General features: G+C 63.7%; 19 protein-coding genes, 1 tRNA gene and 1 other RNA gene. 17 read left to right on the top strand and 4 right to left on the bottom strand.

What is annotated here, in order from left to right:
* Positions 1 to 245 precede the first annotated feature (245 nt).
* The 3 genes from rplU to obgE all read left to right on the top strand — a co-directional run bounded on the left by rplU (position 246) and on the right by obgE (position 2,142).
* Positions 246 to 566, top strand: coding sequence for a 50S ribosomal protein L21 (gene rplU / locus A7D17_RS13945; RefSeq protein ID WP_003484328.1), 321 nt, complete (start codon positions 246 to 248; stop codon positions 564 to 566).
* Between the two features lie 12 nt (positions 567 to 578).
* Positions 579 to 839, top strand: a complete 261-nt coding sequence (gene rpmA, locus A7D17_RS13940; RefSeq protein ID WP_003484326.1) for a 50S ribosomal protein L27 — start codon at positions 579 to 581, stop codon at positions 837 to 839.
* A 250-nt stretch (positions 840 to 1,089) separates the two neighbouring features.
* Positions 1,090 to 2,142, top strand: coding sequence for a GTPase ObgE (gene obgE / locus A7D17_RS13935; RefSeq protein ID WP_064509626.1), 1,053 nt, complete (start codon positions 1,090 to 1,092; stop codon positions 2,140 to 2,142).
* A gap of 91 nt (positions 2,143 to 2,233) precedes the next feature.
* Here obgE and rpsT read toward each other — a convergent pair whose 3' ends face one another.
* Positions 2,234 to 2,503, bottom strand: a complete 270-nt coding sequence (rpsT, locus tag A7D17_RS13930; protein WP_003484323.1) for a 30S ribosomal protein S20 — start codon at positions 2,501 to 2,503, stop codon at positions 2,234 to 2,236.
* Between the two features lie 116 nt (positions 2,504 to 2,619).
* On the opposite strand from rpsT, the gene murJ reads away from it, so the two are divergent.
* From murJ to A7D17_RS13875, 11 genes are all read left to right on the top strand, one after another.
* Positions 2,620 to 4,224, top strand: a complete 1,605-nt coding sequence (murJ, locus tag A7D17_RS13925; RefSeq protein ID WP_082861987.1) for a murein biosynthesis integral membrane protein MurJ — start codon at positions 2,620 to 2,622, stop codon at positions 4,222 to 4,224.
* Between the two features lie 279 nt (positions 4,225 to 4,503).
* Complete coding sequence (locus A7D17_RS13920; RefSeq protein WP_425479600.1) at positions 4,504 to 5,793, top strand: bifunctional riboflavin kinase/FAD synthetase; 1,290 nt, start codon at positions 4,504 to 4,506, stop codon at positions 5,791 to 5,793.
* Positions 5,794 to 5,799: 6 nt separating this feature from the next.
* A complete protein-coding gene (ileS, locus tag A7D17_RS13915; protein ID WP_064509624.1) occupies positions 5,800 to 8,631 on the top strand; it encodes an isoleucine--tRNA ligase in 2,832 nt (943 codons plus the stop codon).
* 321 nt (positions 8,632 to 8,952) lie between these two features.
* Positions 8,953 to 9,456 (top strand): signal peptidase II, encoded by a 504-nt coding sequence (gene lspA / locus A7D17_RS13910; protein WP_064509623.1) that lies wholly within the window; start codon positions 8,953 to 8,955, stop codon positions 9,454 to 9,456.
* Between the two features lie 139 nt (positions 9,457 to 9,595).
* Positions 9,596 to 10,546 carry a 4-hydroxy-3-methylbut-2-enyl diphosphate reductase gene (ispH, locus tag A7D17_RS13905; protein WP_064509778.1) on the top strand — a complete coding sequence of 317 codons (951 nt, stop codon included), beginning with the start codon at positions 9,596 to 9,598 and terminating at the stop codon, positions 10,544 to 10,546.
* A gap of 142 nt (positions 10,547 to 10,688) precedes the next feature.
* Positions 10,689 to 10,764, top strand: a tRNA-Thr gene (locus tag A7D17_RS13900).
* A gap of 356 nt (positions 10,765 to 11,120) precedes the next feature.
* Positions 11,121 to 12,056 carry a ubiquinol oxidase subunit II gene (gene cyoA, locus A7D17_RS13895; protein WP_064509622.1) on the top strand — a complete coding sequence of 312 codons (936 nt, stop codon included), beginning with the start codon at positions 11,121 to 11,123 and terminating at the stop codon, positions 12,054 to 12,056.
* Positions 12,056 to 14,056, top strand: coding sequence for a cytochrome o ubiquinol oxidase subunit I (gene cyoB, locus A7D17_RS13890; RefSeq protein WP_064509777.1), 2,001 nt, complete (start codon positions 12,056 to 12,058; stop codon positions 14,054 to 14,056). Before cyoA ends, cyoB begins: the two co-directional genes overlap by 1 nt.
* Complete coding sequence (gene cyoC / locus A7D17_RS13885; protein ID WP_193395344.1) at positions 14,053 to 14,685, top strand: cytochrome o ubiquinol oxidase subunit III; 633 nt, start codon at positions 14,053 to 14,055, stop codon at positions 14,683 to 14,685. Before cyoB ends, cyoC begins: the two co-directional genes overlap by 4 nt.
* Complete coding sequence (gene cyoD / locus A7D17_RS13880; RefSeq protein WP_064509621.1) at positions 14,685 to 15,020, top strand: cytochrome o ubiquinol oxidase subunit IV; 336 nt, start codon at positions 14,685 to 14,687, stop codon at positions 15,018 to 15,020. Before cyoC ends, cyoD begins: the two co-directional genes overlap by 1 nt.
* 153 nt (positions 15,021 to 15,173) lie before the next feature.
* Entirely contained in the window at positions 15,174 to 17,054 is a 1,881-nt protein-coding gene (locus A7D17_RS13875) for a M61 family metallopeptidase (RefSeq protein ID WP_161946549.1), read from the top strand.
* Positions 17,055 to 17,253: 199 nt separating this feature from the next.
* On the opposite strand, the gene A7D17_RS13870 is transcribed toward A7D17_RS13875, so the two are convergent.
* A complete protein-coding gene (locus tag A7D17_RS13870) occupies positions 17,254 to 17,679 on the bottom strand; it encodes a hypothetical protein (RefSeq protein WP_153041948.1) in 426 nt (141 codons plus the stop codon).
* A 503-nt stretch (positions 17,680 to 18,182) separates the two neighbouring features.
* On the opposite strand from A7D17_RS13870, the gene radA reads away from it, so the two are divergent.
* Together radA and A7D17_RS13860 are read left to right on the top strand one after the other, a co-directional pair.
* Positions 18,183 to 19,574: a DNA repair protein RadA gene (radA, locus tag A7D17_RS13865; protein WP_064509619.1), complete on the top strand. Its 1,392-nt coding sequence runs from the start codon at positions 18,183 to 18,185 to the stop codon at positions 19,572 to 19,574.
* A gap of 235 nt (positions 19,575 to 19,809) precedes the next feature.
* Positions 19,810 to 20,193 carry a DUF805 domain-containing protein gene (locus A7D17_RS13860; protein WP_064509618.1) on the top strand — a complete coding sequence of 128 codons (384 nt, stop codon included), beginning with the start codon at positions 19,810 to 19,812 and terminating at the stop codon, positions 20,191 to 20,193.
* Positions 20,194 to 20,693: 500 nt separating this feature from the next.
* On the opposite strand, the gene A7D17_RS13855 is transcribed toward A7D17_RS13860, so the two are convergent.
* Positions 20,694 to 21,482 carry a winged helix-turn-helix transcriptional regulator gene (locus tag A7D17_RS13855; RefSeq protein ID WP_064509617.1) on the bottom strand — a complete coding sequence of 263 codons (789 nt, stop codon included), beginning with the start codon at positions 21,480 to 21,482 and terminating at the stop codon, positions 20,694 to 20,696.
* Positions 21,483 to 22,405: 923 nt separating this feature from the next.
* On the opposite strand from A7D17_RS13855, the gene A7D17_RS13850 reads away from it, so the two are divergent.
* On the top strand, positions 22,406 to 23,761 hold the full coding sequence (locus A7D17_RS13850) for a helix-turn-helix domain-containing protein (protein WP_193395350.1): 1,356 nt from the start codon (positions 22,406 to 22,408) through the stop codon (positions 23,759 to 23,761).
* A gap of 64 nt (positions 23,762 to 23,825) precedes the next feature.
* Here the strand turns inward: A7D17_RS13850 and A7D17_RS13845 are convergent.
* Positions 23,826 to 23,902: non-coding RNA, sX9 sRNA (locus A7D17_RS13845), on the bottom strand.
* Between the last annotated feature and the right edge of the window lie 82 nt (positions 23,903 to 23,984).

The following is a 23,984-nucleotide window of genomic DNA, read 5'->3' as shown; positions in this document are numbered from 1 at the left end:
TCAGCAGGAATGAGTGGCAGTCGATCAGCCTACCCGCCGACCTAGGTGAGGGCAATTGCCCCAAATGCCAGTCTGCCGGGGCCGTTGTGGCGGCCGGATGATGCGTTCCGCCTGCCCGACTCGGGTGCGCGTCGGCAGACCTGCTTGCGAGTTGACCCGAAACCTGCCAAGCCAGTACAATCCCGCTCCTGTCTGCCCCATGGGCAAGTCAGGCGACCATAATAACTACAGAGGAACACCTGGTCATGTACGCAGTTCTGGTAACCGGCGGTAAGCAATACCGCGTCGCGCAGGGCGAAACGCTCCGCGTGGAAAAGCTCGAAGTCGAAGCTGGCAACGAGATCAAGTTCGACACCATCCTGATGCTGGGCGATAGCGATGGCATCAAGCTGGGCGATGCGCTGAAGGGCGCCTCGGTCACCGCCAAGGTCGTGGCCCATGGCCGCGCCGACAAGGTGCGCATCATCAAGTTCCGTCGCCGCAAGCACCACATGAAGCGTCAGGGACACCGTCAGCACTACACCGAAATCGAGATCACCGGCATCGCCGGTGGCGACAAGAAGTAAGGAGAACCAGTCATGGCACATAAAAAGGGCGTAGGTTCCTCGCGCAACGGTCGCGATTCCAACCCGAAGTACCTGGGCGTGAAGATTTTTGGTGGCCAGGCCATCGATGCCGGCAACATCATCGTGCGCCAGCGCGGCACCCAGTTCCATCCGGGCGCCGGCGTCGGCCTGGGTCGTGACCACACGCTGTTTGCGTTGGTCGACGGCAAGGTGGAGTTCTCCACCAAGGGTCCGAAGAAGCGTCGTACCGTTAGCGTGGTTGCCGAGGCGTAATCGCCCGCTCCATGCAGGCCAGTCCGTCGGGCATCGCTGCCCGGCGGACGAGACGGAAAGCCCCGCTTTTGCGGGGTTTTTCGTTTGACGGCCGGGAGTGGAGAATCGGGAATCGGGAATCGGAAAAGCCGGCTCCTGGTTTCTTCTCGCTTTTTGCTGTCTTGCTGGTGAGTGCGCTCGCCCGCAGGGGACAGGCTGCTTTTTTGGCCGATTCCCTATTCCCCCATTCTCCATTCCCGGTTGTCATCCCATGAAATTAGTCGACGAAGCAGAAATCCTGGTCACCGCCGGTAATGGCGGCAATGGCTGTGTCGGCTTTCGCCGCGAGAAGTTCATTCCGCTGGGTGGGCCGGACGGTGGCGATGGTGGTGCCGGTGGCAGCGTGTGGATCGTGGCCGATGAGAACGTCAATACCCTGGTCGACTTCCGTCATGAGCGCACCTTCAAGGCGCAGCGCGGCGAGAACGGCATGGGGCGCCAGGCCTACGGCAAGGGTGGCGAGGATCGCGTCATCGTGGTGCCGGTCGGCACCGTGGTGATCAATGTGCAGACCGACGAGGTGATCGGCGACCTGATCCAGCACGGCGATCGCCTGCTGGTGGCCAAGGGCGGCAAGGGCGGTCTGGGCAATATGCATTTCAAGAGCTCGGTTAACCGCGCGCCGCGCCAGTCCACCACCGGCGAAGAGGGCGAAGAGCGTCTGCTCAAGCTGGAACTGAAGCTGCTGGCCGACGTTGGCCTGCTGGGTTTCCCCAATGCCGGCAAGAGCACCCTGATCCGCGCGGTGTCCTCGGCCACGCCCAAGGTGGCCGACTACCCGTTCACGACTCTGTATCCGAATCTGGGCGTAGTCAGCGTCGAGGCCTACCGCAGCTTCGTGATTGCCGACGTGCCGGGCCTGATCGAGGGCGCCGCCGATGGCGCCGGCCTGGGCACGCAGTTCCTGCGCCATCTGCAGCGCACCCGCCTGCTGCTGCATCTGGTGGATATGGCGCCGATGGATGGTGGCGTGGACGGTGTGTCGCCGGCCGACCAGGTGCGCACGCTTGAGCGCGAGCTCGAACGGCATGATCCGGAGTTGCTGAAGAAGCCGCGCTGGCTGGTGCTCAACAAGGCCGACCTGATGTTCGAAGACGAGGCGCGTGCCGCTGCCGAGGCCATCGTGGCCGAGCTGGGCTGGACGGCGCCCTGGTACCTGGTTTCGGCGCTGGGCCGCGACGGCACCTTTCCGATCATGAAGGACGTGATGGCGTTCTTCGATCGCCAGCGCGAGGACGAGCTCGAGGCACGCAATGCAGGTTGAGTGCGCACACGCACACACAAAAAACCCGGCCGAGGCCGGGTTTTTCTGTGCCACCGGAAGCCAGACTTCCGGCGACGTTGCAGCTGATCGCTTACGCGGCCTTGATGGCCTTGATGCGCGCGGTCAGGCGGCTCTTGTGACGGGCGGCCTTGTTCTTGTGAATCAGGCCACGGGCGCTGAAACGGTCGAGGATCGGCTGTGCAACGGCGAAAGCAGCTTCGGCGCCTGCAGCATCGTTGGCGTCAAGGGCCTTGATCACCTTCTTGACGGCGGTGCGCAGCATCGAACGCTGACCGGTGTTGCGCTCATTGCGCACAATGGTCTGCTTGGCGCGCTTCTTGGCGGACTTGATATTGGCCACGGTGGTGGGTTCCTGAAAAATCGGTATGGTGGAAAAAGCAAGCGCGAAAGTATGATGGACCCAGATATGTACGTCAAGTCAGTTGTCAAGAGGGATCGCCCATGAGCACACCCCGCATGGTGAGGGGCCTGCTCTCGTTCAGCAGTATGACCATGGTGTCGCGGGTGTTGGGGCTGGTGCGCGACCAGGTCATCACCACCACCTTCGGCAGCAATGCGGTGACCGATGCGTTCTGGGTAGCTTTCCGGGTTCCCAACTTCCTGCGGCGGCTATTTGCCGAAGGCTCCTTCGCCACCGCCTTCGTGCCGGTGTTTACCGAAGTCAAGGAAACCCGCTCGCATGCCGAGCTGCGCGAGCTGATGGCGCGCGTGGCCGGTACCCTCGGCGGGGTGCTGCTGCTGGTCACCGCACTGGCGCTGATCTTCGCCCCGCAGCTGGCCACGCTGTTTTCCAGCGGGGTGGACACCGACCCGGCCAAGCATGGCCTGCTGGTGGACCTGTTTCGTCTGACCTTCCCGTTCCTGTTGTTTGTCTCGCTGACCGCGCTGGCGGGCGGGGCGCTGAACAGCTTCCAGAAGTTCGCCATGCCGGCGCTGACTCCGGTGATCCTCAATCTGTGCATGATCGCCGGGGCGGTGTGGCTGGCCCCGCGGCTGGGCGGGACACCGGAAAGGCAGATCCTCGCGCTGGGCTGGGCGGTGCTGGCGGCGGGCATGCTGCAGTTGCTGTTCCAGCTGCCTTCGCTGAAAGGCATCAATCTGTTGACCCTGCCACGCTGGGGTTGGCGACATCCGGGTGTGCGCAAGGTGCTGACCCTGATGGTGCCGACCCTGTTCGGCTCCTCGGTGGCGCAGATCAACCTGCTGCTGGACACCGTGATCGCCGCCAAGCTAACCGATGGCTCGCAGTCGTGGTTGTCGTTGGCCGACCGGTTCCTGGAATTGCCGCTGGGTGTCTTTGGCGTGGCGCTGGGCACGGTGATCCTGCCGGCGCTGGCGCGCCATCACGTCAAGACCGACCGCGCCGCATTTTCCAGTGCGCTGGACTGGGGCTTTCGGACCACCTTGCTGATCGCAATGCCCGCGATGCTGGGGTTGTTGTTGCTGGCCGAGCCGCTGGTGGCAACGTTGTTCCAGTATCACAAGTTCACCGCCTTCGACACCCGCATGACGGCGTTGTCGGTGTACGGGCTGAGCTTCGGTCTGCCGGCCTACGCAATGCTCAAGGTAGTGCTGCCGGCCTTCTATGCGCGCCAGGACACCCGCACCCCGGTGCGCGCCGGCGTGGCGGCGTTGGTGGCCAATATGGTGTTCAACTTTGCATTCCTGGCGGTGCTGTATCACCTCATGGTGCCGCCCGAGCTCAAGGCGCAGGGCGTGATGCAGGCGCTGGGCAAGCAGCCCGGACTGCATCTGGCGCTGGGCATCGCCAGTGCGCTGTCGAGTTATCTCAATCTCGGGCTGCTGTGGTACTGGCTGGGCAAGTCCGGCGTATATCAGCGCCGGCCCGGCTGGAGCGGCTATGCGCTGCGCCTGCTGCTGGCGTGTGCGGCAATGGCCGTGGTGCTGCTGGGCCTGCTGTGGTGGCTGCCGTCTTTCACCGGAATGGACAAGTGGCAGCGGATCGGCTGGCTGGCGGTGCTGGTCGGCAGTGGCGGGCTTACCTACGTGGTGGCCCAGCTGGCGCTGGGCTTGCGGCCGCGGGATCTGCGCGAGAGCTGAGTCTGGGGCGGGGCTCTGTGGCGCTTGCGGGCGCGCGTTGCCGCTGTCTGGAATCGGTAAGGGCAGGCGGCACAAGGTGTGTGTCGCGGCTCGTGGTGGCCGGCGGTTGGTTGCCGGCCGCGGCCTGTCCGGGCGGGCGTGCCTGACGCTGGCGCGGCATCGTGCCGGTGGGCGTTTGCGTGATCGATGCGGGTCATGCGGGTTGACAGGCACGGCTATACTCACAAGTTATGCATCAGCGAGGGTCGGCCGCAGGCCGGCATCTGTTTGGATCGAGGAATGAGCAGGCTGTTTAGAGACGTCGAGGGCGGGACGCTGTTCCCGCGCGGAAGCGTGGTCTGCATCGGCGCTTTCGATGGCCTGCACCTGGGGCATCGGGCATTGGTGCAGCACGCGGTTGACCGCGCGCGCGCGCTTGGCGTGCCGGCGGTGGCGTTGAGCTTCGAGCCATTGCCGCGCGAGTTCTTCGCCCCGGCCGCCCCACCGCCGCGGCTGACCCTGGCACGCGCCAAGATCGAAGGGCTGCTCGGCTTCGGTGCCGACAGCGTGGGCCTGATCCGTTTCGATGGCCGCCTGTCGGCGATGCGTGCCGAGGACTTCGTGCGCCTGGCGCTGGTCGGCCGGCTCTGCGCCCGCGAGGTATGGATCGGCCCGGAGTTCCGTTTCGGCCATCGCCGTGGCGGCGACATCGCCTTGCTGCGCACCCTGGGCGAACAGCATGGATTTGCGGCCGGGGAGATCGCGCCGGTGCATCTGCATGGCGAGCGCATTTCCGCCACACGCATCCGTGAGTTGTTGGTGGCAGGCGAGTTTGCGCATGCCGCCGATCTGCTCGGCCGCCCGTACGCCATCGGAGGACGGGTGGTGCGCGGCAAGCAGCTGGGGCGCACGCTGGGGTATCCCACCGCGAACCTGCGATTTTCTCGCACGCCGGCGCTGTCGGGCATCTATGCAACCTGGGTGCATGGCGTGGCCGCGCAGCCATGGCCATCGGTGTCCAGCTTCGGCACTCGGCCGACCGTGGCTGGCGTGGAGCCGCTGCTGGAGGCGCACCTGTTCGATTTCCAGGGTGACCTGTATGGCCGGCACCTGGAGGTCGAATTCGTCGCCAAGCTGCGCGACGAGGAAAAGTTCGATGGCCTTCATGCGCTGACCGTGCAGATGCATCGCGATGCCGAGCAGGCCCGCGCGGTGCTTCAGGGCAGTCCGTCGCGCATGCTGGTGGGCGCCGGACGTAGTGGCGGCCTGCAGCAGGCTCACGATGTGTTCGCGGGGACCGAAAACAGTCACGCGCAAGGTGCTGCGGCTCCCGGAGCAGGCGAAATCCATGCGAGTTCCTCGCAACAGCCCACCTATGATGCGAGTCCTTCGCAACAGCCCGCACCTCCGTGTGCGGACGCCAATAGTGCGAGTCCCTCGCAACGGCCCGCACCTCCGTGTGCGGACGCCAATAGTGCGAGTCCCTCGCAACAGCCTGCACCTCCGTGTGCGGACGCCAATAGTGCGAGTCCTTCGCAACAGCCCGCACGTCCTTGTGCGGACTCTTCAATGAAAGCAGCGCAACGGTAGATTCCTGTGACCCAAGACTACAAAGCCACTCTTCATCTGCCTGCGACGGAATTTCCGATGCGCGGCGACCTGCCCAAGCGCGAGCCGGCGATGCTGGAGCGCTGGGAGCGCGAGGGGCTGTATGCGCAGCTGCGCGCCAACGCGGCCGGGCGCCCGCTGTTCGTGCTGCACGATGGCCCGCCGTATGCCAACGGCCAGATCCACCTTGGCCATGCGGTCAACAAGATCCTCAAGGACATCATCGTCAAGTCGAAGTATCTGGCTGGCTTCGATGCGCCGTACATCCCGGGTTGGGACTGCCACGGTCTGCCGATCGAGATCGCGATCGAAAAGAAATACGGCAAGGTCGGCGTCAAGCTCGATGCCGCGCAGTTCCGCCAGAAGTGCCGCGAATACGCGACCGAGCAGATCGATCTGCAGCGCCGCGATTTCAAGCGCCTGGGTGTGATCGGCGACTGGGACAACCCGTACAAGACGCTGGATTTCCGTTTCGAGGCCAACGAGATCCGTGCGCTGGCGAAGATCGTCGACAACGGCCACCTCACCCGTGGCGTGAAGCCGGTGCACTGGTGCTTCGACTGCGGTTCGGCGCTGGCCGAGGCTGAGATCGAATACGCCGACAAGCTGTCGCCGACGGTGGATATCGCCTATCCGGCCCGTGACCCGGCGGCGATGGCTGCTGCCTTCGGCGCCAGCTTGCCGGCCGGCATGGGCGTGGCGGTGCCGATCTGGACCACCACGCCGTGGACGCTGCCGGCCTCGCTGGCGGTGAGCTTGGGCGCGGACCTGGACTACGTGCTGGCCGAAGGCCCGGCCGATCGCGACCAGCCGCGCTGGCTGGTGGTGGCCGAGGCGCTGGCGGCCAAGGTATTGGCCCGTTACGGCGTGGACGAGGTCGTGGTGCATGGCCATGCCAAGGGTGCGGCGCTGGAGCAGATGCTGCTGAATCACCCGTTCTATGCCGAGCGCGAGATCCCGCTGCTGCTGGGCGACCACGTGTCGGCCGAGGACGGTACTGGCGCCGTGCACACCGCGCCTGGCCATGGCCAGGAGGACTACCAGGTTTCCAAGCACTACGGGCTGCTGGAGCGCTATGGCGCCGCGCAGATCAACCCGGTGGATGGCCGCGGCGTGTACCTGCCGTCGACGCCGCCGCTGGGCGACACCGTGCTGGCCGGACTGCATATCTGGAAGGCGAACGACATCATCATCGAGGCGCTGCGCGATACCGGCGTGCTGCTGGCGGCCAGCAAGATGGAGCACAGCTACCCGCACTGCTGGCGCCACAAGACGCCGATTGCCTTCCGCGCCACGCCGCAGTGGTTCTTCTCGATGGAAAAGGCCGGTTTGCGCGCCGATGCACTCAAGGCAATCGAGCAGGTGACCTGGTACCCGGCATGGGGCCAGGCGCGCATCGCCGGCATGGTGGAAGGCCGCCCGGACTGGACCATCTCGCGCCAGCGCACCTGGGGCGTGCCGATCGCCCTGTTCGTGCACCGCGAAACCGGCGAGCCGCATCCGCGCAGCACCGAGTTGCTGCGGCAGGTCGCCGACCGGGTGGAGCAGGGTGGCGTGGACGTGTGGTACACGCTGGATGCGGCCGAGCTGCTGGGCGAGGAGGCTGCCGACTACGACAAGATCACCGACATCCTGGATGTGTGGTTCGACTCTGGCGTGACGCACGAAGCGGTGCTGGTGGACCGCGGCCTGCCCAAGCCGGCCGACCTGTACCTGGAAGGCTCCGATCAACATCGCGGCTGGTTCCAGTCCTCGCTGCTGACCGGCGTGGCGATGGACAAGGTGGCGCCGTACAAGCAATGCCTCACCCACGGCTTCACCGTGGACGAGCATGGCCGCAAGATGTCCAAGTCCGAAAAGAACGGCATCGAGCCGCAGGACATCATGAAGACCCTGGGTGCGGACATCCTGCGCCTGTGGATCGCCTCGGCCGACTATAGCAACGAGATGTCGCTGTCGCAGGAGATCCTCAAGCGTAATGCCGACGCCTACCGCCGCCTGCGCAATACCGCGCGCTTCCTGCTCGGCAATCTGCATGGCTTCGATCCACGGCAGCATCTGGTGGCGCTGGAGGACATGGTGCTGCTGGACCGCTGGATCGTGCATCGCGCGCACGAGCTGCAGGAAAAGATCGTGGCCGCCTACGCGCGTTACGACTTCGCCGAGATCGTGCAGGCGCTGCTGAACTTCTGCAGCGTGGACCTGGGCTCGCTGTACCTGGATGTCACCAAGGACCGTCTGTACACGATGGCCGAGGATTCGCGCGGACGGCGTTCGGCGCAGAGCGCGATGTATCACGTGGCCGAGGCGTTCGTGCGCTGGGTGGCGCCGGTGCTGAGCTTCACCGCTGACGAGCTATGGGCCTATCTGCCGGGCGAGCATGCCGGCAACGTGCTGTTCGCCACCTGGTATGACGGCCTGGCGCCCCTGCCAGCCGATGCGGCGTTGACCAGTGCCGATGTCGACAAGTTGCTTGCCCTGCGCGAGCAGGTCGCCAAGGTGCTGGAACCGATGCGTGCCAATGGCGCCATCGGCGCGGCGCTGGAAGCGGAAATCACCGTGGCCGCGGATGCGCAGACCGCCGCGCGCTGGCAGCCGCTTAGCCAGGAGCTGCGCTTTCTGTTCATCAGTGGCGATGTGACCGTGACCGCGGCCAGCACCGACGACATCTTCGTCAGTGCGCAACCGACCAGCAAGGCCAAGTGCGTGCGTTGCTGGCACCACCAGGCCAGCGTGGGCAGCGATCCGCGTCACCCGGAACTGTGCAGCCGCTGCGTCAGCAATATCGAAGGCCCCGGCGAGCAACGCCGCTGGTTCTGACGGGGGTGCATGAAGGCGCGTGGCGGGCAGGTCCTGTCACGCGTTATCGAGACCCCGTACGGGCTGGCGTGCGCCTCTGTCGCGGCATCATGGGCAGGCGCTGGTGCCGGATGACGAGTGCCCCGGCGCTGCATGCACGCCCTTGCTGAAGCGTGGCGCATGCGGCACGGCGGGGCAGGGTAGCCGGCTCCGGTGCCCATGCCATCCTTGCCTGCCTGTCATCCCGCTTTCGTCAGCTTCATCTGCCACCGCCATCACCTATCGCCATCCAGGCATCTTCTCCGACGTCGGAGAAGTCACCACCAACTGCGACCTTCCGACATGAGTCAACGCCCCAAACCCTCCGCCCTGATCTGGTTGCTGCTGTCGGCACTCGTGGTCGGGCTGGACCAGTGGAGCAAGGCCTGGGTGCTGTCCAGCCTGCCCGAATACACCCCGGTGCCGGTCATCGACGGCTTCTGGAACTGGTACCGCACCTACAACACCGGCGCAGCCTTCAGTTTCCTGAGCGATGCTGGTGGCTGGCAGCTGTGGTTCTTCACCGCGTTGGCGGTGGGTATCAGCGGTCTGCTGGCATTCTGGCTGTCGCGCACCGCGCGCGGGGACTGGCGCAGCGCGCTGCCGTACGCGCTGGTGATCGGCGGGGCGATCGGTAACGTGATCGACCGCCTGATGCACGGCCACGTGGTCGATTTCATCCAGTGGTACATCGGCAGCCATACCTGGCCGTCCTTCAATATTGCCGATTCGGCGATCGTGGGGGGCGCCATCGGGATCGCACTGTTCGGTCTGTTCGACGGCAAGCGCAGCCGAAAAGCGGGATAATCCTGCTTACAAGCCGTGACGCGCCCGTCCCGCAAGGCCGGTCGCCGCACCCGCCGAAGACGCAGCTTCGCGTGCATCGGCTGGTGCACCCCCTGAAATGTCCGTCCACCCTGGCCGGGCCGTCGAAGAGAACAAGCGTATGGATGTCCTGCTCGCCAATCCCCGCGGTTTCTGCGCCGGTGTCGACCGCGCAATCGAGATCGTCAAGCGTGCGATCGAGACGCTGGGCGCGCCGATCTATGTGCGTCACGAAGTGGTGCACAACCGCTTCGTGGTCGACGATCTCAAGGAGCGCGGCGCCATCTTCGTCGAGGAACTGGACGAAGTGCCGGATGCGGCCACGGTGATCTTCAGTGCGCACGGCGTCTCGCAGGCCGTGCGCCAGGAAGCCGAGCGGCGTGGGCTGAAGGTGTTCGACGCCACCTGCCCGTTGGTGACCAAGGTGCATTTCGAGGTGGCGCGGCATTGCCGGGCCGGCCGCGACGTGGTGCTGATCGGCCATGCCGGGCATCCGGAAGTGGAAGGCACCATGGGGCAATGGAACCGCGAACGTGGCGCCGGCAGGATCTACCTGGTGGAAGACATCGAGCAGGTCGCCACGCTGCAGATCGATCAGCCGGACAATCTTGCCTACACCACCCAGACCACGCTCTCGGTGGACGACACCATGGGCATCATCGAGGCCTTGCGTGCGCGCTACCCGGCGATGCAGGGGCCGCGCCATGACGATATCTGCTACGCCACCCAGAACCGCCAGGATGCGGTGCGCGATCTCGCCCGGCAGTGCGATCTGGTGCTGGTGGTGGGGTCGCCCAACAGTTCCAATTCCAACCGCCTGAGCGAGCTGGCCCGGCGCGACGGGGTGGAGTCCTACCTGATCGACAACGCCAGCGAAATCGATCCGGCCTGGATCGTCGGCAAGCAGCACATCGGCCTGACCGCCGGCGCCTCGGCGCCGCAGGTGTTGGTCGATGGCGTGCTGGCGCGGCTGCGCGAGCTCGGCGCGGCGGGCGTCTCCGAACTGGAAGGCGAGCCGGAATCGATGGTGTTCGCGCTGCCCAAGGAACTGCGGCTGCGCCTGGTCGGCTGATTTGACGTCTGCAGCCAAGGCTGCTGGGCAGGGCGGAGTGAGCAACGTCCGGATGTCGGCACGTCGGGGAGACCATTCGCGCAGCTGGCCGCCACGGCGGCGATTGACCAGCCCCTGGCTCCGCTCCTACAATGCACGGCTCGCCGGAATAGCTCAGTTGGTAGAGCGGCGCATTCGTAATGCGTAGGTCGTAGGTTCGATTCCTATTTCCGGCACCATCGCTTCAGCACTGGGTCGGCCTTTGGCCGATCCAGTCGCGTTTTTGGCGTTCGCAAGCGTGTTCCACGCGTTTTTCGTATCAGTTGCACTGTAGATCGCACGCTGCGACGACGGTCGTCATGGCCTGCCTTTTGCTTGCGCTGCGCTGCGACAACATGTCGCACGGTCTTGCGCGCATTTATTGCGCCAGATCATTGCCAATGGGTTTCGTGCAGGTGCAGCAAAGCTTAAAATTGGCGCGCTAACCTGCGACTTCGGTCTGCGTGGGCCCTCCCTCAAAACGAAGGGCATCGCCGGACATCTCCCTTGCGGGAGACGATGCGCGGCTGGCGTTCCTTCGCACTTGGATCGACCGATGATTCCGCTGAAACATCTCGGGCGTTTACTTCGTCCAGGTCTGATGTTGCCGTTCCTGCTGTTGGCAGGCTGCAACTCGGCCATCCTCAATCCGAAAGGCCAGATCGGCCACGACGAGAAGCAACTGCTGATCACCTCCGTGGTGCTGATGCTGATCGTGGTCATCCCGGTGATCGTGATGACGATTGCGTTCGCGTGGAAGTATCGCGCCTCCAACACCACGGCCCGCTATGAGCCGGATTGGTCGCACTCCACCGCGATCGAAGTGGTGGTGTGGTCGATCCCGTGCGTGATCATCCTGGTGCTGGCGGTGCTGACCTGGCGCTCTTCGCATGCGCTGGACCCGTACCGGCCGCTGGATTCGGACGTCAAGCCGATCAACATCGAAGCGGTGTCGCTGGACTGGAAGTGGATGTTCATCTACCCCGATCAGAACATCGCCACGGTCAATGAGATCGCGTTCCCGGTGCACACGCCGCTGAACTTCAAGATCACCTCCGACACGGTGATGAACTCGTTCTTCATTCCGCACCTGGGCACCATGATCTACGCGATGGCGGGCATGGAAACCAAGCTGCATCTGGTGGCCAACGAGCCGGGTGAATACTTCGGCCTGTCGACCAACTACAGCGGTCACGGCTTCTCGAAGATGAGCTTCAAGGCGCATGCCGTCGACCAGGCCGGTTTCGATGCATGGGTGGCCAAGGTCAAGGCATCGCAGACGTCCTTGAATGCCGCCGAATATCAGGTGCTGGCTGCCAATCGCAACGACAAGGAACAGTATCCGGTCACCTACTACTCGTCGGTGCAGGACGGCATGTTCCGCTCACTGGTCGACAAATACATGAATGGTCCGGGCCATAGCAAAGGCCACGGGGACCAGGAGGCATCGGCTGCAGAGCCGGTCGCCATGTGCACTTCTGGAGACAAGTGATGCTAGGCAAACTTACGATCGAGGCGGTTCCGTACCACGAGCCGATCATCATGGTCGCGCTGGGTGGTGCCGGCTTGCTCGGCCTGCTGATTGCGGGCGCCATCACCAAGTACAAGCTGTGGGGCTATCTCTGGAATGAGTGGTTCACCTCGGTGGATCACAAGCGCATCGGCGTGATGTACATCATCGTGGCGCTGGTCATGCTGCTGCGCGGTTTCGCCGATGCGGCGATGATGCGCACCCAGCAGGCCCTGGCCGGCGGTGGCGGTGAGGGCGTGTTGCCTCCGCATCACTACGACCAGATCTTCACCGCGCACGGCGTGATCATGATCTTCTTCATGGCCATGCCGTTCATGACCGGCCTGTTGAACCTGATCGTGCCGCTGCAGATCGGTGCGCGCGACGTGGCGTTCCCGTTCCTGAACTCGCTGAGCTTCTGGCTGTTCGTGGCCGGCGCGGCGCTGATCAACATTTCGCTGGGCGTTGGTGAATTCGCGCAGACCGGCTGGTTGGCGTATCCGCCGTTGTCGGGGCTGGAATACAGTCCGGGGGTCGGCGTCGATTACTACATCTGGGCGTTGCAGATCTCCGGACTGGGCACCTTGCTGACCGGTGTGAACTTCTTCGTGACGATCATGCGGATGCGCGCGCCGGGCATGACCCTGATGCGCATGCCGATCTTCACCTGGACCGCGCTGATCACCAACATCCTGATCATCGCTGCGTTCCCGATCCTGACCGTGGCGCTGGCGTTGCTGGGTGCCGACCGTTACCTGGGCACGCACTTCTTCACCAACGACGGTGGCGGCAACGCCATGATGTACGTCAACCTGATCTGGATCTGGGGTCACCCGGAGGTCTACATCCTGATCCTGCCGGCGTTCGGCATCTTCTCCGAGTTGATCGCCACCTATAGCCGTAAGCGCCTGTTCGGCTACACCTCGATGGTGTATGCCACCTCGTGCATCGGCGTGCTGTCGTTCGTGGTGTGGTTGCACCACTTCTTCACCATGGGCTCGGGTGCCAACGTCAATGCCTTCTTCGGCATCACGACGATGATCATCTCGATCCCGACCGGCGTGAAAATCTTCAACTGGCTGTTCACCATGTTCCGCGGTCGCGTGCACATGACCTCGCCGGTGCTGTGGACGATCGGCTTCATCATCACCTTCACCATCGGCGGCATGACCGGCGTGATGCTGGCGATTCCGGCCGTGGACTTCGTGCTGCACAACAGCCTGTTCCTGATCGCCCACTTCCATAACGTGATCATCGGCGGCGTGGTGTTCGGTTACCTGGCGGGCCTGACCTACTGGTTCCCGAAGGCGTTCGGTTTCAAGCTCAACGAAAAGCTGGGCAAGGCTTCGTTCTGGTGCTGGATCATTGGCTTCTTCGTGGCCTTCATGCCGCTGTACGTGCTCGGCTTCATGGGCATGACGCGTCGCATGAACACCTACAACCATCCCGAGTGGGCGCCGTGGCTGTATGTCGCCGCGGTGGGCGCTGCGATCATTGGCCTGGGTATCTTCCTGAACCTGGTGCAGATCGGTTACAGCGTGTGGAAGCGCAAGGAACACATGGACTACACCGGCGATCCGTGGGATGGCCGCACGCTGGAGTGGGCTACCTCCTCGCCGCCGCCGTTCTATAACTTCGCCGTGCTGCCGCACATCGACGACCGCGATCAGTTCTGGGCCGACAAGCAGAATGGCAAGGGCTGGGTGCGTCCATCCAGGTACGAAGCCATCCACATGCCGCGCAATACCGGTGCCGGCGTTTACATGGGTGCCTTCAGCGTGCTGCTGGGCTTTGGTCTGATCTGGCACATCTGGTGGCTGGCCATCATCGGCCTGGTGGGCATGATCGGCAGCTTCATCGCGCGTACCTTCGATAACGACATCGATTACTGGGTGCCGGCAGAAGAAGTGGAGCGCATCGAAAACGCACGCTTTGCCCTGCTCGAACAGCAACAGGCGGCGCAGGCCGCGAAGGTGGTATGACCATGGCTTCTTCGACCACGCTTGACCACGCCGCCCACGCGGGCGGCCACGATCACGACCACGCGCATCACGACGCCGGTGGCAACACCGTCTTCGGGTTCTGGGTCTACCTGATGAGCGACTGCCTGCTGTTCGCCGGACTGTTCGCCACCTATGCGGTGCTTTCCGGCGCCACGGTGGATGGGCCGACCGCCAAGGAGCTGTTCGATCTGAAGTTCGTGCTGGTGGAAACCTTCCTGCTGTTGTTCAGCAGCCTGAGCTTTGGCTTTGCGATGATTGCCGCACACAAGCGCAAGATGGGCGGCTTGTACGGCTGGCTGGCCGTCACCGCGCTGCTGGGTATCGGCTTCCTGTGCATGGAAGTGTGGGAGTTCAACCACCTGATCCATGAAGGCGCTGGCCCGGGACGCAGCGCGTTCCTGTCGGCATTCTTCACCCTGGTGGGTACCCACGGCCTGCACGTGGCCTCGGGCCTGCTGTGGATGGCGGTGCTGGTGATCCAGATCTCCAAGCATGGCCTGACCGCGCGCAACAGCACGCGTCTGGCGTGCCTGAGCCTGTTCTGGCACTTCCTGGACATCATCTGGATCGGTGTGTTCACCGTCGTCTATCTGTTGGGAGCGCTGTAATGGCCAATCACCACCACCCCGAAAATGCCGCCGACGCGCACGCCGGCGGTTTGAAGTCCTACCTGATCGGCTTCGTCATGGCCGTGATCCTCACCGTCATCCCGTTTGCGATGGTGATGAGTGGCGCGTTCTCCAAGGGCGTGACCGTTATCGTGATCTCGCTGATGGCTGCCGTGCAGATGCTGGTGCACATGGTGTACTTCCTGCACATGGACCGCTCGCCGGAGCAGCGCTCCAACGTGCAGGTGGGCCTGTTCTCGTTGCTGATCATCGGCATCGTGATCGTCGGTTCGCTGTGGGTGCTGCACAACATGAACGTCAACATGATGCATTGAGACGGCCGCAGGCCGGATCGAAGGAAGCCGCCAGTCACTGGCGGCTTTTTTTTGCCCGTCCATGGCCTGTGGCATGACCAATGGCATACGGGTAACGCCCGGTTGGCGCTTAGCATCGTGGCTTGCCTGTTCCAGGTCACCTGCGGAGTTGCGATGAAGATGCCCACCTTGTTGTCCGTGTCGCTGCTGGCAGCGCTGTCCTTGCCCGCCGCAGCGCAAACCGCGCAGCCGCAGGACGTGCCGTTCGAGGGCACGCTGAAGATCGACGTCGATGCCACCGACCTGGCCCACCGCATCTTCAAGGTCAAGACCAGCATGCCGGCCAAGCCGGGCCCGATGACGCTGCTCTACCCGCAGTGGATTCCCGGCAACCATTCGCCGACCGGACCGATCGACAAACTGGCCGGGCTGGTGGTCAAGGTCGACGGCAAGGTAGTGCCATGGACTCGCGATCAATTCGACGTCTATGCGTTCAAGGTGGATGTGCCCCAGGGCGCGACCGAGCTGACGGCCGAGTTCAAGTTCCTTTCGCCGCAGGCCGGCAACCAGGGCCGGGTGATGATGACCCCGGAAATGCTCAACCTGCAGTGGAACACCACGGCGATCTATCCGGCCGGATATTTCGCGCGCAACATCAAGGCGCAGGCCAGCGTCACCCTGCCGGCTGGCTGGAGCTATGCCACCGCGCTTGAAACCGATCGCCGCGTGGGCGACACGGTTACCTTCAAACCGATCGACTTCGACGACCTGGTCGACTCGCCGATGTTTGCCGGCAAGTACTACAAGCGGGTGGAGCTGAGCACCGGCAAGCAGCCGGTCTACCTCAACGTGTTTGCCGACGAGGCCAAGGCGCTGGAGGCCAAGCCCGAGCAGATCAAGGCGCATGCGGCGCTGGTGCAGCAGATGGACAAACTGTACGGCGCACGGCATTTCGATCATTACGAATTCCTGCTGGCGCTGACCAAGAAGCTGGGCGGCATCGGCCTGGAGCATCACCGTTCCAGCGAGAACAGCGGCCCGACCAACTACTTCACCGAGTGGGACAAGAGCTGGATCATGCGCGACCTGCTGGCGCACGAATACAACCACTCCTGGAACGGCAAATATCGCCGCGGCGCCGACTTGGCCACGCCCAACTTCAATGTGCCCATGGGCGACAGCCTGCTGTGGCTGTACGAAGGCCAGACCCAGTTCTGGGGCGAGGTGATGGCGGCACGTTCGGGATTGTGGACGCAGGACCAGGCCCGCGACATGCTGGCCGGCGTTGCAGCCACCTACGAGCGTGGTCGCCCGGGCATGGCCTGGCGCACGGTGCAGGACACCACCAATGACCCCACCATGTCGATGCGCCGGCCCAAGGCCTACCGTAGCTATCAAATGAGCGAGGACTATTATTCCGGCGGCCAGATGATGTGGCTGGAAGTGGACAGCAAGCTGCGCGAGCTGACCAACAACAAACGCTCGATCGACGACTTCGGCAAGGCCTTCTTCGGCATGAAGAATGGCGACTGGGACGTCAATCCGTACACATTCGACGACATCGTCGCCACCCTCAATGGCGTGGCCGCCTACGACTGGGCCAGCCTGTTGCGCAGCCGCATGGACGGGCATGGCTCGTTGAACGGCGGCATCGAGGCCAATGGCTGGAAGCTGGTCTACACCGACCAACCGAACCTGGCCACCAAGACCTACGAGAGCAACGAAAACGACGTCAGCCTGACCTATTCGCTGGGTCTGTCGCTGGAAGGGTCCGGCGAAATCAACGAGGTGTTGTGGGACGGCCCGGCATTCAATGCAGGCCTGATCAACGGCAACACGATCGTTGCCGTCAACGGCCGCGCGTTCAGCGGTGAAGTGATCAAGGACGCCATCAAGGCGGCCAAGGGCGCAACGGCCCCGATCGACTTGCTGGTCAAGCGCGGCGACCGTTACGACACCGTGCGCCTCGACTACCACGGCGGTCTGTTGTATCCGCACCTGGAGCGTATTGCCGGCAAGCCTGACCGCTTGAGCGAGTTGTATAAGGCGCGCTGAGCGCGACGTGCCACGTCGTCATCCGTTGGCTCGGTGTTGCGTCTTGCGTCGCCGGGCCAACGGGTGATTCATTCGGACAGGCGACGCTGGCACGCCGCCTGCCCGTCCTGGTTTGCCATAGAAGCGTTCTCGCCCGCTATCGGTAATCGATAACGTCGCCGTTATTACATGTAGCGCTCGTGCCGCGAGGGGGGCTCTGCTAGCGACAATGCACGCCGGAGACGGCAACTCCGGTTTGTCCCTTGTAGTCCAGGTATCCCATTGCCTGTACGCATTTGTCGCGTCCGTCGATGCGTACCGGGCCTGCCTGATAGGCATAGGTTCCATCGTCGCGATCCCACCACGGATCCCACTGCCACACACCGCAATTGGTACGGTTGGGCTTGCAGACGTACACCTCCACGCTGGTGACCAACGGCTTCCCACGCGTGGAACCCAGATGCGCGAAAACCGCGCAATTTTTGCCATTGCCGCTGTTGTAGTACAGCTGTAGTTCGCCGACTCTTTCGCCTGCGATGCTCACCGGCTTTTGGTCGATGAGGTTGCCGCCGCACCCATCGGCGCGCGCCGCGCCCGCATGGGCAAGCCCGAATAATCCGAACAGCATAATGATGAGGAGTTTCATGATGGCCTCGTCCGTTGATTGCTGACTTGCAGTGGTTTGCCAACCTGCAGTGAAGAGGTCGACCCTCTCATGCGCGATGCCGCCAATCCACGAGCGCGCGGTCGATCTCCGCAACGACGCTACAAGCGATTCAAGCAGGGGGATGTGAAGCGCCCAGAACGACCACAAGCGTTGCAAGGTGGGTCCACGTGCATGCGCGAGCTCCATTGATGGGCCTGCAGCAGTCGAAAAAAGTAGCTGGCTGCGTCGCGTTGTGATGACTGCAGGATCCCTCGCTTCGTAACGCACTCAAAGTGCTCGAGTGCAGGCATGCAGCGCCCATGTACGCGTGGCAGTGGCCTAGGGTGTCAGTGAGTCGCCCGCGCGACGATGGTGAATCGCAGGCGCACTGCGGGTGCTGCGCGCGTTGGTGCAGGCAGTGTGCTTCCGCACAGCCACGTGGTCGCGTCTTTTGAGACGGCCAGCCACTATGCTGGCAGCTTCCGGAAACAGGCAATAGCGAAATGGCGAAGGCGAAGACGGCCTATGTCTGCGGCGAATGCGGCGCCGAGTACACCAAATGGCAGGGGCAGTGCACCGAATGCGGGGTGTGGAATACGCTCAGCGAAATCGTGCTGGAAAGCGCGACCCCTGGCGGCAAGGCGTCGCCGGCTGCCTCGCGGCGGAGCGGGTGGGCCGGCAAGGCCGAAGCGCCCAAGATCATGGCACTCAAGGATGTGCAGCAGACCGAGCAGGCGCGCGTGTCCACCGGCATCGGCGAGTTCGACCGGGTGTTGGGCGGCGGGTTGGTCGAGGGGGCCGTGGTGCTGATTGGCGGCGACCCCGGAATCGGCAAGTCGACCCTGCTGCTGCAAGCGCTGGCCAGCATGGCGGGCACGTTGCCGGTGCTCTACGTCACCGGTGAGGAGTCGTTGGCCCAGGTTGCCGGGCGCGCGGTGCGCCTGGATCTGCCGCTGGAAGGCTTGAATGCGCTGGCCGAAACCGGCATCGAACACATCCTGCAGCATGCAAGCGTGGCGCGGCCGAAGCTGATCGTGGCCGATTCGGTGCAGACGCTGTGGACCGAGTCGCTGACCGCAGCGCCGGGATCGGTCAGCCAGGTACGCGAGAGCGCGGCGCGGCTGGTGCGGTTTGCCAAGGAAACCGGTACGGCGGTGTTCCTGGTGGGCCATGTCACCAAGGAAGGCGGCATCGCCGGCCCCCGTGTGCTCGAACACATGGTCGATGCGGTGCTGTACTTCGAAGGGGAGAGCGGTAGCCGGTTCCGCCTGCTGCGCGCGTTCAAGAACCGCTTCGGCGCGGTCAACGAGCTCGGCGTGTTCGCGATGGGCGAGAAGGGGCTTAAAGAGGTCTCCAACCCCTCGGCAATCTTCCTGTCCGGCGGCAGCACCCAGCAGCCGGGCAGCTGCGTGATGGTGACCCGCGAGGGCACCCGGCCATTGATGGTGGAAGTGCAGGCGCTGGTGGACGCCTCACCGTTGTCCAACCCGCGCCGGGTGGCGGTGGGGCTGGAACAGAACCGGCTGGCGATGTTGCTGGCGGTGCTGCATCGCCATGGCGGCATCGTGGTCGGCGACCAGGACGTGTTCGTCAACGTGGTCGGCGGCATCCGCGTGCAGGAGACCGCAGCCGACCTGCCGGTGCTGCTGGCGGTACTGTCCTCGCTGCGCGACCGGCCGTTGTCCGAGAAAACCATCGCGTTCGGCGAAGTAGGGCTGTCCGGCGAGATACGGCCGGTGCCCAACGGCGAGGACCGCTTGAAGGAGGCCGCCACGCATGGCTTCAAGCGCGCGATCGTGCCCCGCGCCAATGCGCCGAAGACGGCCAGCATCAAGGGCATGGAGATCATCGCGGTGGAGCGGTTGAGCCAGGCGCTGGAGGCGGCGGCGGATTAAGTGAACGCTGCCGATGGGCAGGTTGAGCCACATCGTTCCGCCTGACAGATCGCGCCCAGCGTAGCTGGCGCGACCTGATCGGTGCCTGTGACCGTCTGTCGGCTGGCCGCTCGTAGCTGCGTTTTGGGTATGAAGAAACCGTTTTCACCAGACAGCGGCTATGGCACCATGCGCGGCCCGTTGCACTGTGCACCGGATCACAAAGACCGCTGACTGCTCGAACTGGAGAACCACGATGGAATGGATGTTGTTGCCGCTCAAGCGCTATGCCGACTTTCAAGGTCGCTCGCGTCGCAAGGAATATTGGATGTTCATGCTGTTGCAGGTGATCATCCTGGCCGTGTTGGTCACCCTGTTTGCCATCGCAGCAGCGGTGATGGGCAACGATAGCGGTCCCGGTCCGCTGGCATGGTTGGTGGGAGCCGTGATCGGTATCGCCGTGCTGGCACTGATCGTGCCAAGCATTGCCGTGACCGTTCGCCGCCTGCACGACCAGAACAAGTCCGGCTGGTTCTATCTGATCAGCTTCGTGCCCTACATCGGTGGGTTTATCGTACTGGTTTTCATGTGCCTGGAAGGCACCCCCGGCCCGAACCAGTATGGCGAGAGCCCGAAGTAATCCGCGTTACGCATCAGGTTCGATCCAAGCAATGGCGCAGGGCTTCCCTGCGCCATTGTCGTTTATGCGATCGCTGGCGGCAGAGCGCGAGATGCGAATGCCATGGCATGGCCGCTCCCACCATCGATAGCGTGCCGCAGCTTCCTGCATTGCAGCTGGCTGCACGAGTGCGGCGAACATAACGCCATCTTCAGGCACGGCACACCTGTGCTGCAGCGACGTAGTGCCGATGCGTTGCGCCGACGTTGGATTGATCCTTGACCTGGCCGTTAGCAAGGCCGGATGCAAGTTTGTCGCTGTTCGCTTCAATCGTATGCCGCGCTGGACCAAGGCGCCTGGCGCTCGGATGGCCTGCAACTTCGATTGAGCGAACGGCTCTGCTGGCGCGGTGACGCCGAAACACCCAATCAGGCTGCTACATCGCCACTGGGCGAAGCTCACGGCATTACGGCAGGCAGGCGATGTAACGCGTGGCCAGCGCCCAACGTGCGAAAGCGTCGTTAGCAGGCAGCCGCATGATGGGCGGTGCTTGGGCTGCTGCTCTTGTCTGGTATCAGTGGATCCCTGTCCTGCGAGGCGAGTTCCAGCTTGTAGCCGTGCGAGTACACGGTCCTGATGCGGACGACCCCGCTGTGGTTGCACAGCTGCAGTTTCTTGCGCAGCTTGTAGATGTGCTGCTCCATCGTGCGATCGGTGAACTCGGTATGGCTGCCCCAGACGGCTTTGGCCAACTGGCAGCGACGGAAACAGACGCCGGGGCTGGAGAACAGCAGCCAGGCAATCGAAAACTCGCGTGCCGTCAGCACAATCGGCTTGCCGTGCAGATAGACGGTGTTCTCTTCGCGGATCAGGTGATACGGGCCGACACTGAGATGTTGCGATTCCTGGCAGGTGTGGGCCACCGGCGAGATCGCCAGCGCCGAGCGAACCTGCAGCTCATGCGAGTTGAATGGGAGCGCTAACACTTCCTGAGCGCCGGCACGATACCAGGCCAGGATATCGTCGGGACTGTCGAAGCGTCCCAGCACGATCAACGGGGTGGGCTGGCCGCTATGGCAGCGCTGCCAGGCGAGCACCGAGCTGTCGTCCGAAGTGACACAGGTCGCATCAAAGATCAGCAGCTCGCAAGGCGAATGCCGCAAGGAGCGCAGCAGCTCAAGCTCGTCGGAGAACACCGCAAACTGTGGACCCAGCGGGGCAAGGCTCGCATTGACCTGCGAGGCCAGACGCGCGTCCTGCGTCAACAGGAACGCCGATCCTTGCGTGCCGAGCGGAGGATTGCCGTGCATCAGCCGGCCTTCCCATGACGGCACACGTACCAGTCGTGCGTGGGATGCCGGCGACGGACCGCAGGCGCCAAGGTGAAACCCACATGTATAGAGAGGTGCATCGCCAGACCATCCGGGCTGCCAGGGGGGGGGCGTCCGACCGAGGTCAGACGAATGGTATGTACCATTCCAAAGGCAAAAAGTTTCACTGCTGCGCACTTTTCTTCGGGTTTGGGTAGGCGCGCTTTAACCTGCGCTCATCTACGCGTGCAGCTGCTCTTACGGTTAGGGCATGGGCTGAACAAAGTAGCGGTACAAGCGGCTATCGCGGCGTTGTTTGGATCTCAAGCCTGTTCGCAGATCCGGGCAAAGGGGGCCCAAATTGGTCTGCAGAGGTCTAGACCAAGGTATTGCGATTCGGATGGTCCCGCCGCCTGTATGGAATAGCTGCATGCGGTGGATGGCCAGCCGCACGGTCCCAGCCCATCGCCCGCGGCGCGGGCGCCCCGCCCCGTATCTGGCGCCGCATGCAAGACGCTTGGCGATCGGCAACGCAGGGATATCCGCCTCGAAGCGGCGCGTTGGCAGACGTTGCCGGAACACCGCGCAGCGCGCAGTCATCGCGCTTATTCAATACCCACTCGAATGATGAGTGATGTCCAGCGCTGGACATTATGTTCCTCGCTCGCGAAAGACTTCGGCATATGCAAGAACGCACGGCCGACGTGCAGGAAGACAGAGTGAGATTTTTTGATTTTTGCGGTGCTCTCGGGTGAGAAATTCCATTGGATCCCCTGCATACAATCGTTTGCGCCAGCGAGACCGGCGCGTTGTTGTCTTTTGCTCATCCCCCTATGAGAGAGCCCGGCATGATCCTTTCCACCTACTTCGCAGCGATCTCCGCGTTGTCCTATGCAGATCGTCTTCCTACCTATACAAGCAGGATGCTGGTTGGTGCCTGGCCGCAAGGTCTGCAACATCTTCAACAACGCCGTGACGGCCAGGGAACGCCCGAAGGGACTGACGATGAAGTCAGCCTGCTCGGTGCCAGTGGCGATGCGTTGTTGATACTCGAATATCAAGAAGAAGCTGAAGACGCCTACCGGCATGCCTTGAAGGCGATGCGCGGGCATCAGCGCCAGCTACGCCTGCTGTCGTGCCGCAATACTGCCTGGCTGATGCTGAGCCAGCGCAGGCTGAGCGCCGCGTTGAACTGCTTTGCGCAGCTTGCGATGGACCGCGACACGCCGGCCTGCCTGGGTGGCGAAGGCTTGCTCGGCAAGGCCTTGACCCATTTCCACCTCGGGCAGAGCACCTTGGCCCTGCAAACGCTCGAGCGTGCCCACGAAGTGCTGTCGGAGCTGGAAAGCGGTGCATCCGACTGGCTGCGGATCGCCACGGCGCTACGCCTGGACATGATCGCGCAGTTGCGTATCCGCCGCGCTGACCGCATGAGCGACCACGTGTTCTGGCAGGCCACGCTGCGCCAGGAAGACGCCGCCCATGCGTTCGAACCGAGCGAGCTGCGCGCCTGCATCGCCGATCTGGCCGAAAGCATGCCGGTGCTTGCGCAGCGGATGCGGCATGTCCGCAACCTGCTGCGGATTGCCGGCGGCGACACCTTTGGTTTCGACGCACAGATCGATGCCCTGCCGGCGGCAGCCAACGGTTGCCCACCGTGCGCGCGGCAGGATGCGCAGGTGGAACTGGCACTGGCCGCCCTGGCGGTGGGTCGTGCCGACCTGGCCGAGCGTGCCCTGGCCGGTGCCGGCCGTCACCACGCACCGCGCTGGAATCTGGAGTTCGAGTATTGCCAGGCCAAGATCAGCCAGGCGCTGGGACGTACCGAACAGGCCTTGCTGCTGTACAACCGCTACGCGCTGGGTGCGGTGCAATGCCTGCGCAGCGAAGTGCAGGCGCCGCGCTTGCTGGAGAGCGGCACGCCGGCGCATGTCAGCGACGATATCTCCGCGCGCCTGCCGGCCAAGTACCGCCGTGCCTATAGCTACATGATCACCAATGCGCATCGCTCGGATCTGTCGATCAATGAAGTGGCCGCGCAGATCGGGGTGACCGGGCGTGCACTGCAGCAGGCATTCAAGTCGGCCACCGGGCTGTCGCCGACCCAGGTGTTGCGGCGTTACCGCATGCAGAGCATCCGCGACGAACTGCTGGCCGAGGGCGGTTGCGGCAGTGTGCTGCAGGCGGCCAGCCGCTGGGGCGTTGGCAGTCGTTCAGCGCTCGCCAAGGGGTATCGCCAGCATTTCAATGAGGCGCCGATGGAAACCCTGCAACGGTAGTCGGCCGCGCACGGCCGGGCGGCAGCGCCTGGCCGTGGTGCGCGGCATTTCCTGCAATAAGAGCGGCTAACCAAGCGTAGCGGGCGGTCGTCAGGCGGGTGCGGACGGCGCGGAGGAACCGGGGTGTACGCCGTGGTACATGCCGATTCCGGACACCGGCCACGCCTGCCTGGCGGCCGCGCAGTAGTTTTTTTCGCTGCTCTGATGCAGGCGCCGTCGTCGG

It is taken from the genome of Xanthomonas floridensis (assembly GCF_001642575.1).
Taxonomy (GTDB): domain Bacteria; phylum Pseudomonadota; class Gammaproteobacteria; order Xanthomonadales; family Xanthomonadaceae; genus Xanthomonas; species Xanthomonas floridensis.
This window is presented reverse-complemented; position numbering and strand designations above follow the sequence as displayed.

Coding starts and splice junctions, on each gene's coding strand:
- rplU (WP_003484328.1), top strand. CDS start 246: ATGTACGCAGTTCTGGTAACCGGCGGTAAGCAATACCGCGTCGCGCAG.
- rpmA (WP_003484326.1), top strand. CDS start 579: ATGGCACATAAAAAGGGCGTAGGTTCCTCGCGCAACGGTCGCGATTCC.
- obgE (WP_064509626.1), top strand. CDS start 1,090: ATGAAATTAGTCGACGAAGCAGAAATCCTGGTCACCGCCGGTAATGGC.
- murJ (WP_082861987.1), top strand. CDS start 2,620: ATGGTGAGGGGCCTGCTCTCGTTCAGCAGTATGACCATGGTGTCGCGG.
- A7D17_RS13920 (WP_425479600.1), top strand. CDS start 4,504: ATGAGCAGGCTGTTTAGAGACGTCGAGGGCGGGACGCTGTTCCCGCGC.
- lspA (WP_064509623.1), top strand. CDS start 8,953: ATGAGTCAACGCCCCAAACCCTCCGCCCTGATCTGGTTGCTGCTGTCG.
- ispH (WP_064509778.1), top strand. CDS start 9,596: ATGGATGTCCTGCTCGCCAATCCCCGCGGTTTCTGCGCCGGTGTCGAC.
- cyoA (WP_064509622.1), top strand. CDS start 11,121: ATGATTCCGCTGAAACATCTCGGGCGTTTACTTCGTCCAGGTCTGATG.
- cyoB (WP_064509777.1), top strand. CDS start 12,056: ATGCTAGGCAAACTTACGATCGAGGCGGTTCCGTACCACGAGCCGATC.
- cyoC (WP_193395344.1), top strand. CDS start 14,053: ATGACCATGGCTTCTTCGACCACGCTTGACCACGCCGCCCACGCGGGC.
- cyoD (WP_064509621.1), top strand. CDS start 14,685: ATGGCCAATCACCACCACCCCGAAAATGCCGCCGACGCGCACGCCGGC.
- A7D17_RS13875 (WP_161946549.1), top strand. CDS start 15,174: ATGAAGATGCCCACCTTGTTGTCCGTGTCGCTGCTGGCAGCGCTGTCC.
- A7D17_RS13870 (WP_153041948.1), bottom strand. CDS start 17,679: ATGAAACTCCTCATCATTATGCTGTTCGGATTATTCGGGCTTGCCCAT.
- radA (WP_064509619.1), top strand. CDS start 18,183: ATGGCGAAGGCGAAGACGGCCTATGTCTGCGGCGAATGCGGCGCCGAG.
- A7D17_RS13860 (WP_064509618.1), top strand. CDS start 19,810: ATGGAATGGATGTTGTTGCCGCTCAAGCGCTATGCCGACTTTCAAGGT.
- A7D17_RS13855 (WP_064509617.1), bottom strand. CDS start 21,482: ATGCACGGCAATCCTCCGCTCGGCACGCAAGGATCGGCGTTCCTGTTG.
- A7D17_RS13850 (WP_193395350.1), top strand. CDS start 22,406: ATGCTGGTTGGTGCCTGGCCGCAAGGTCTGCAACATCTTCAACAACGC.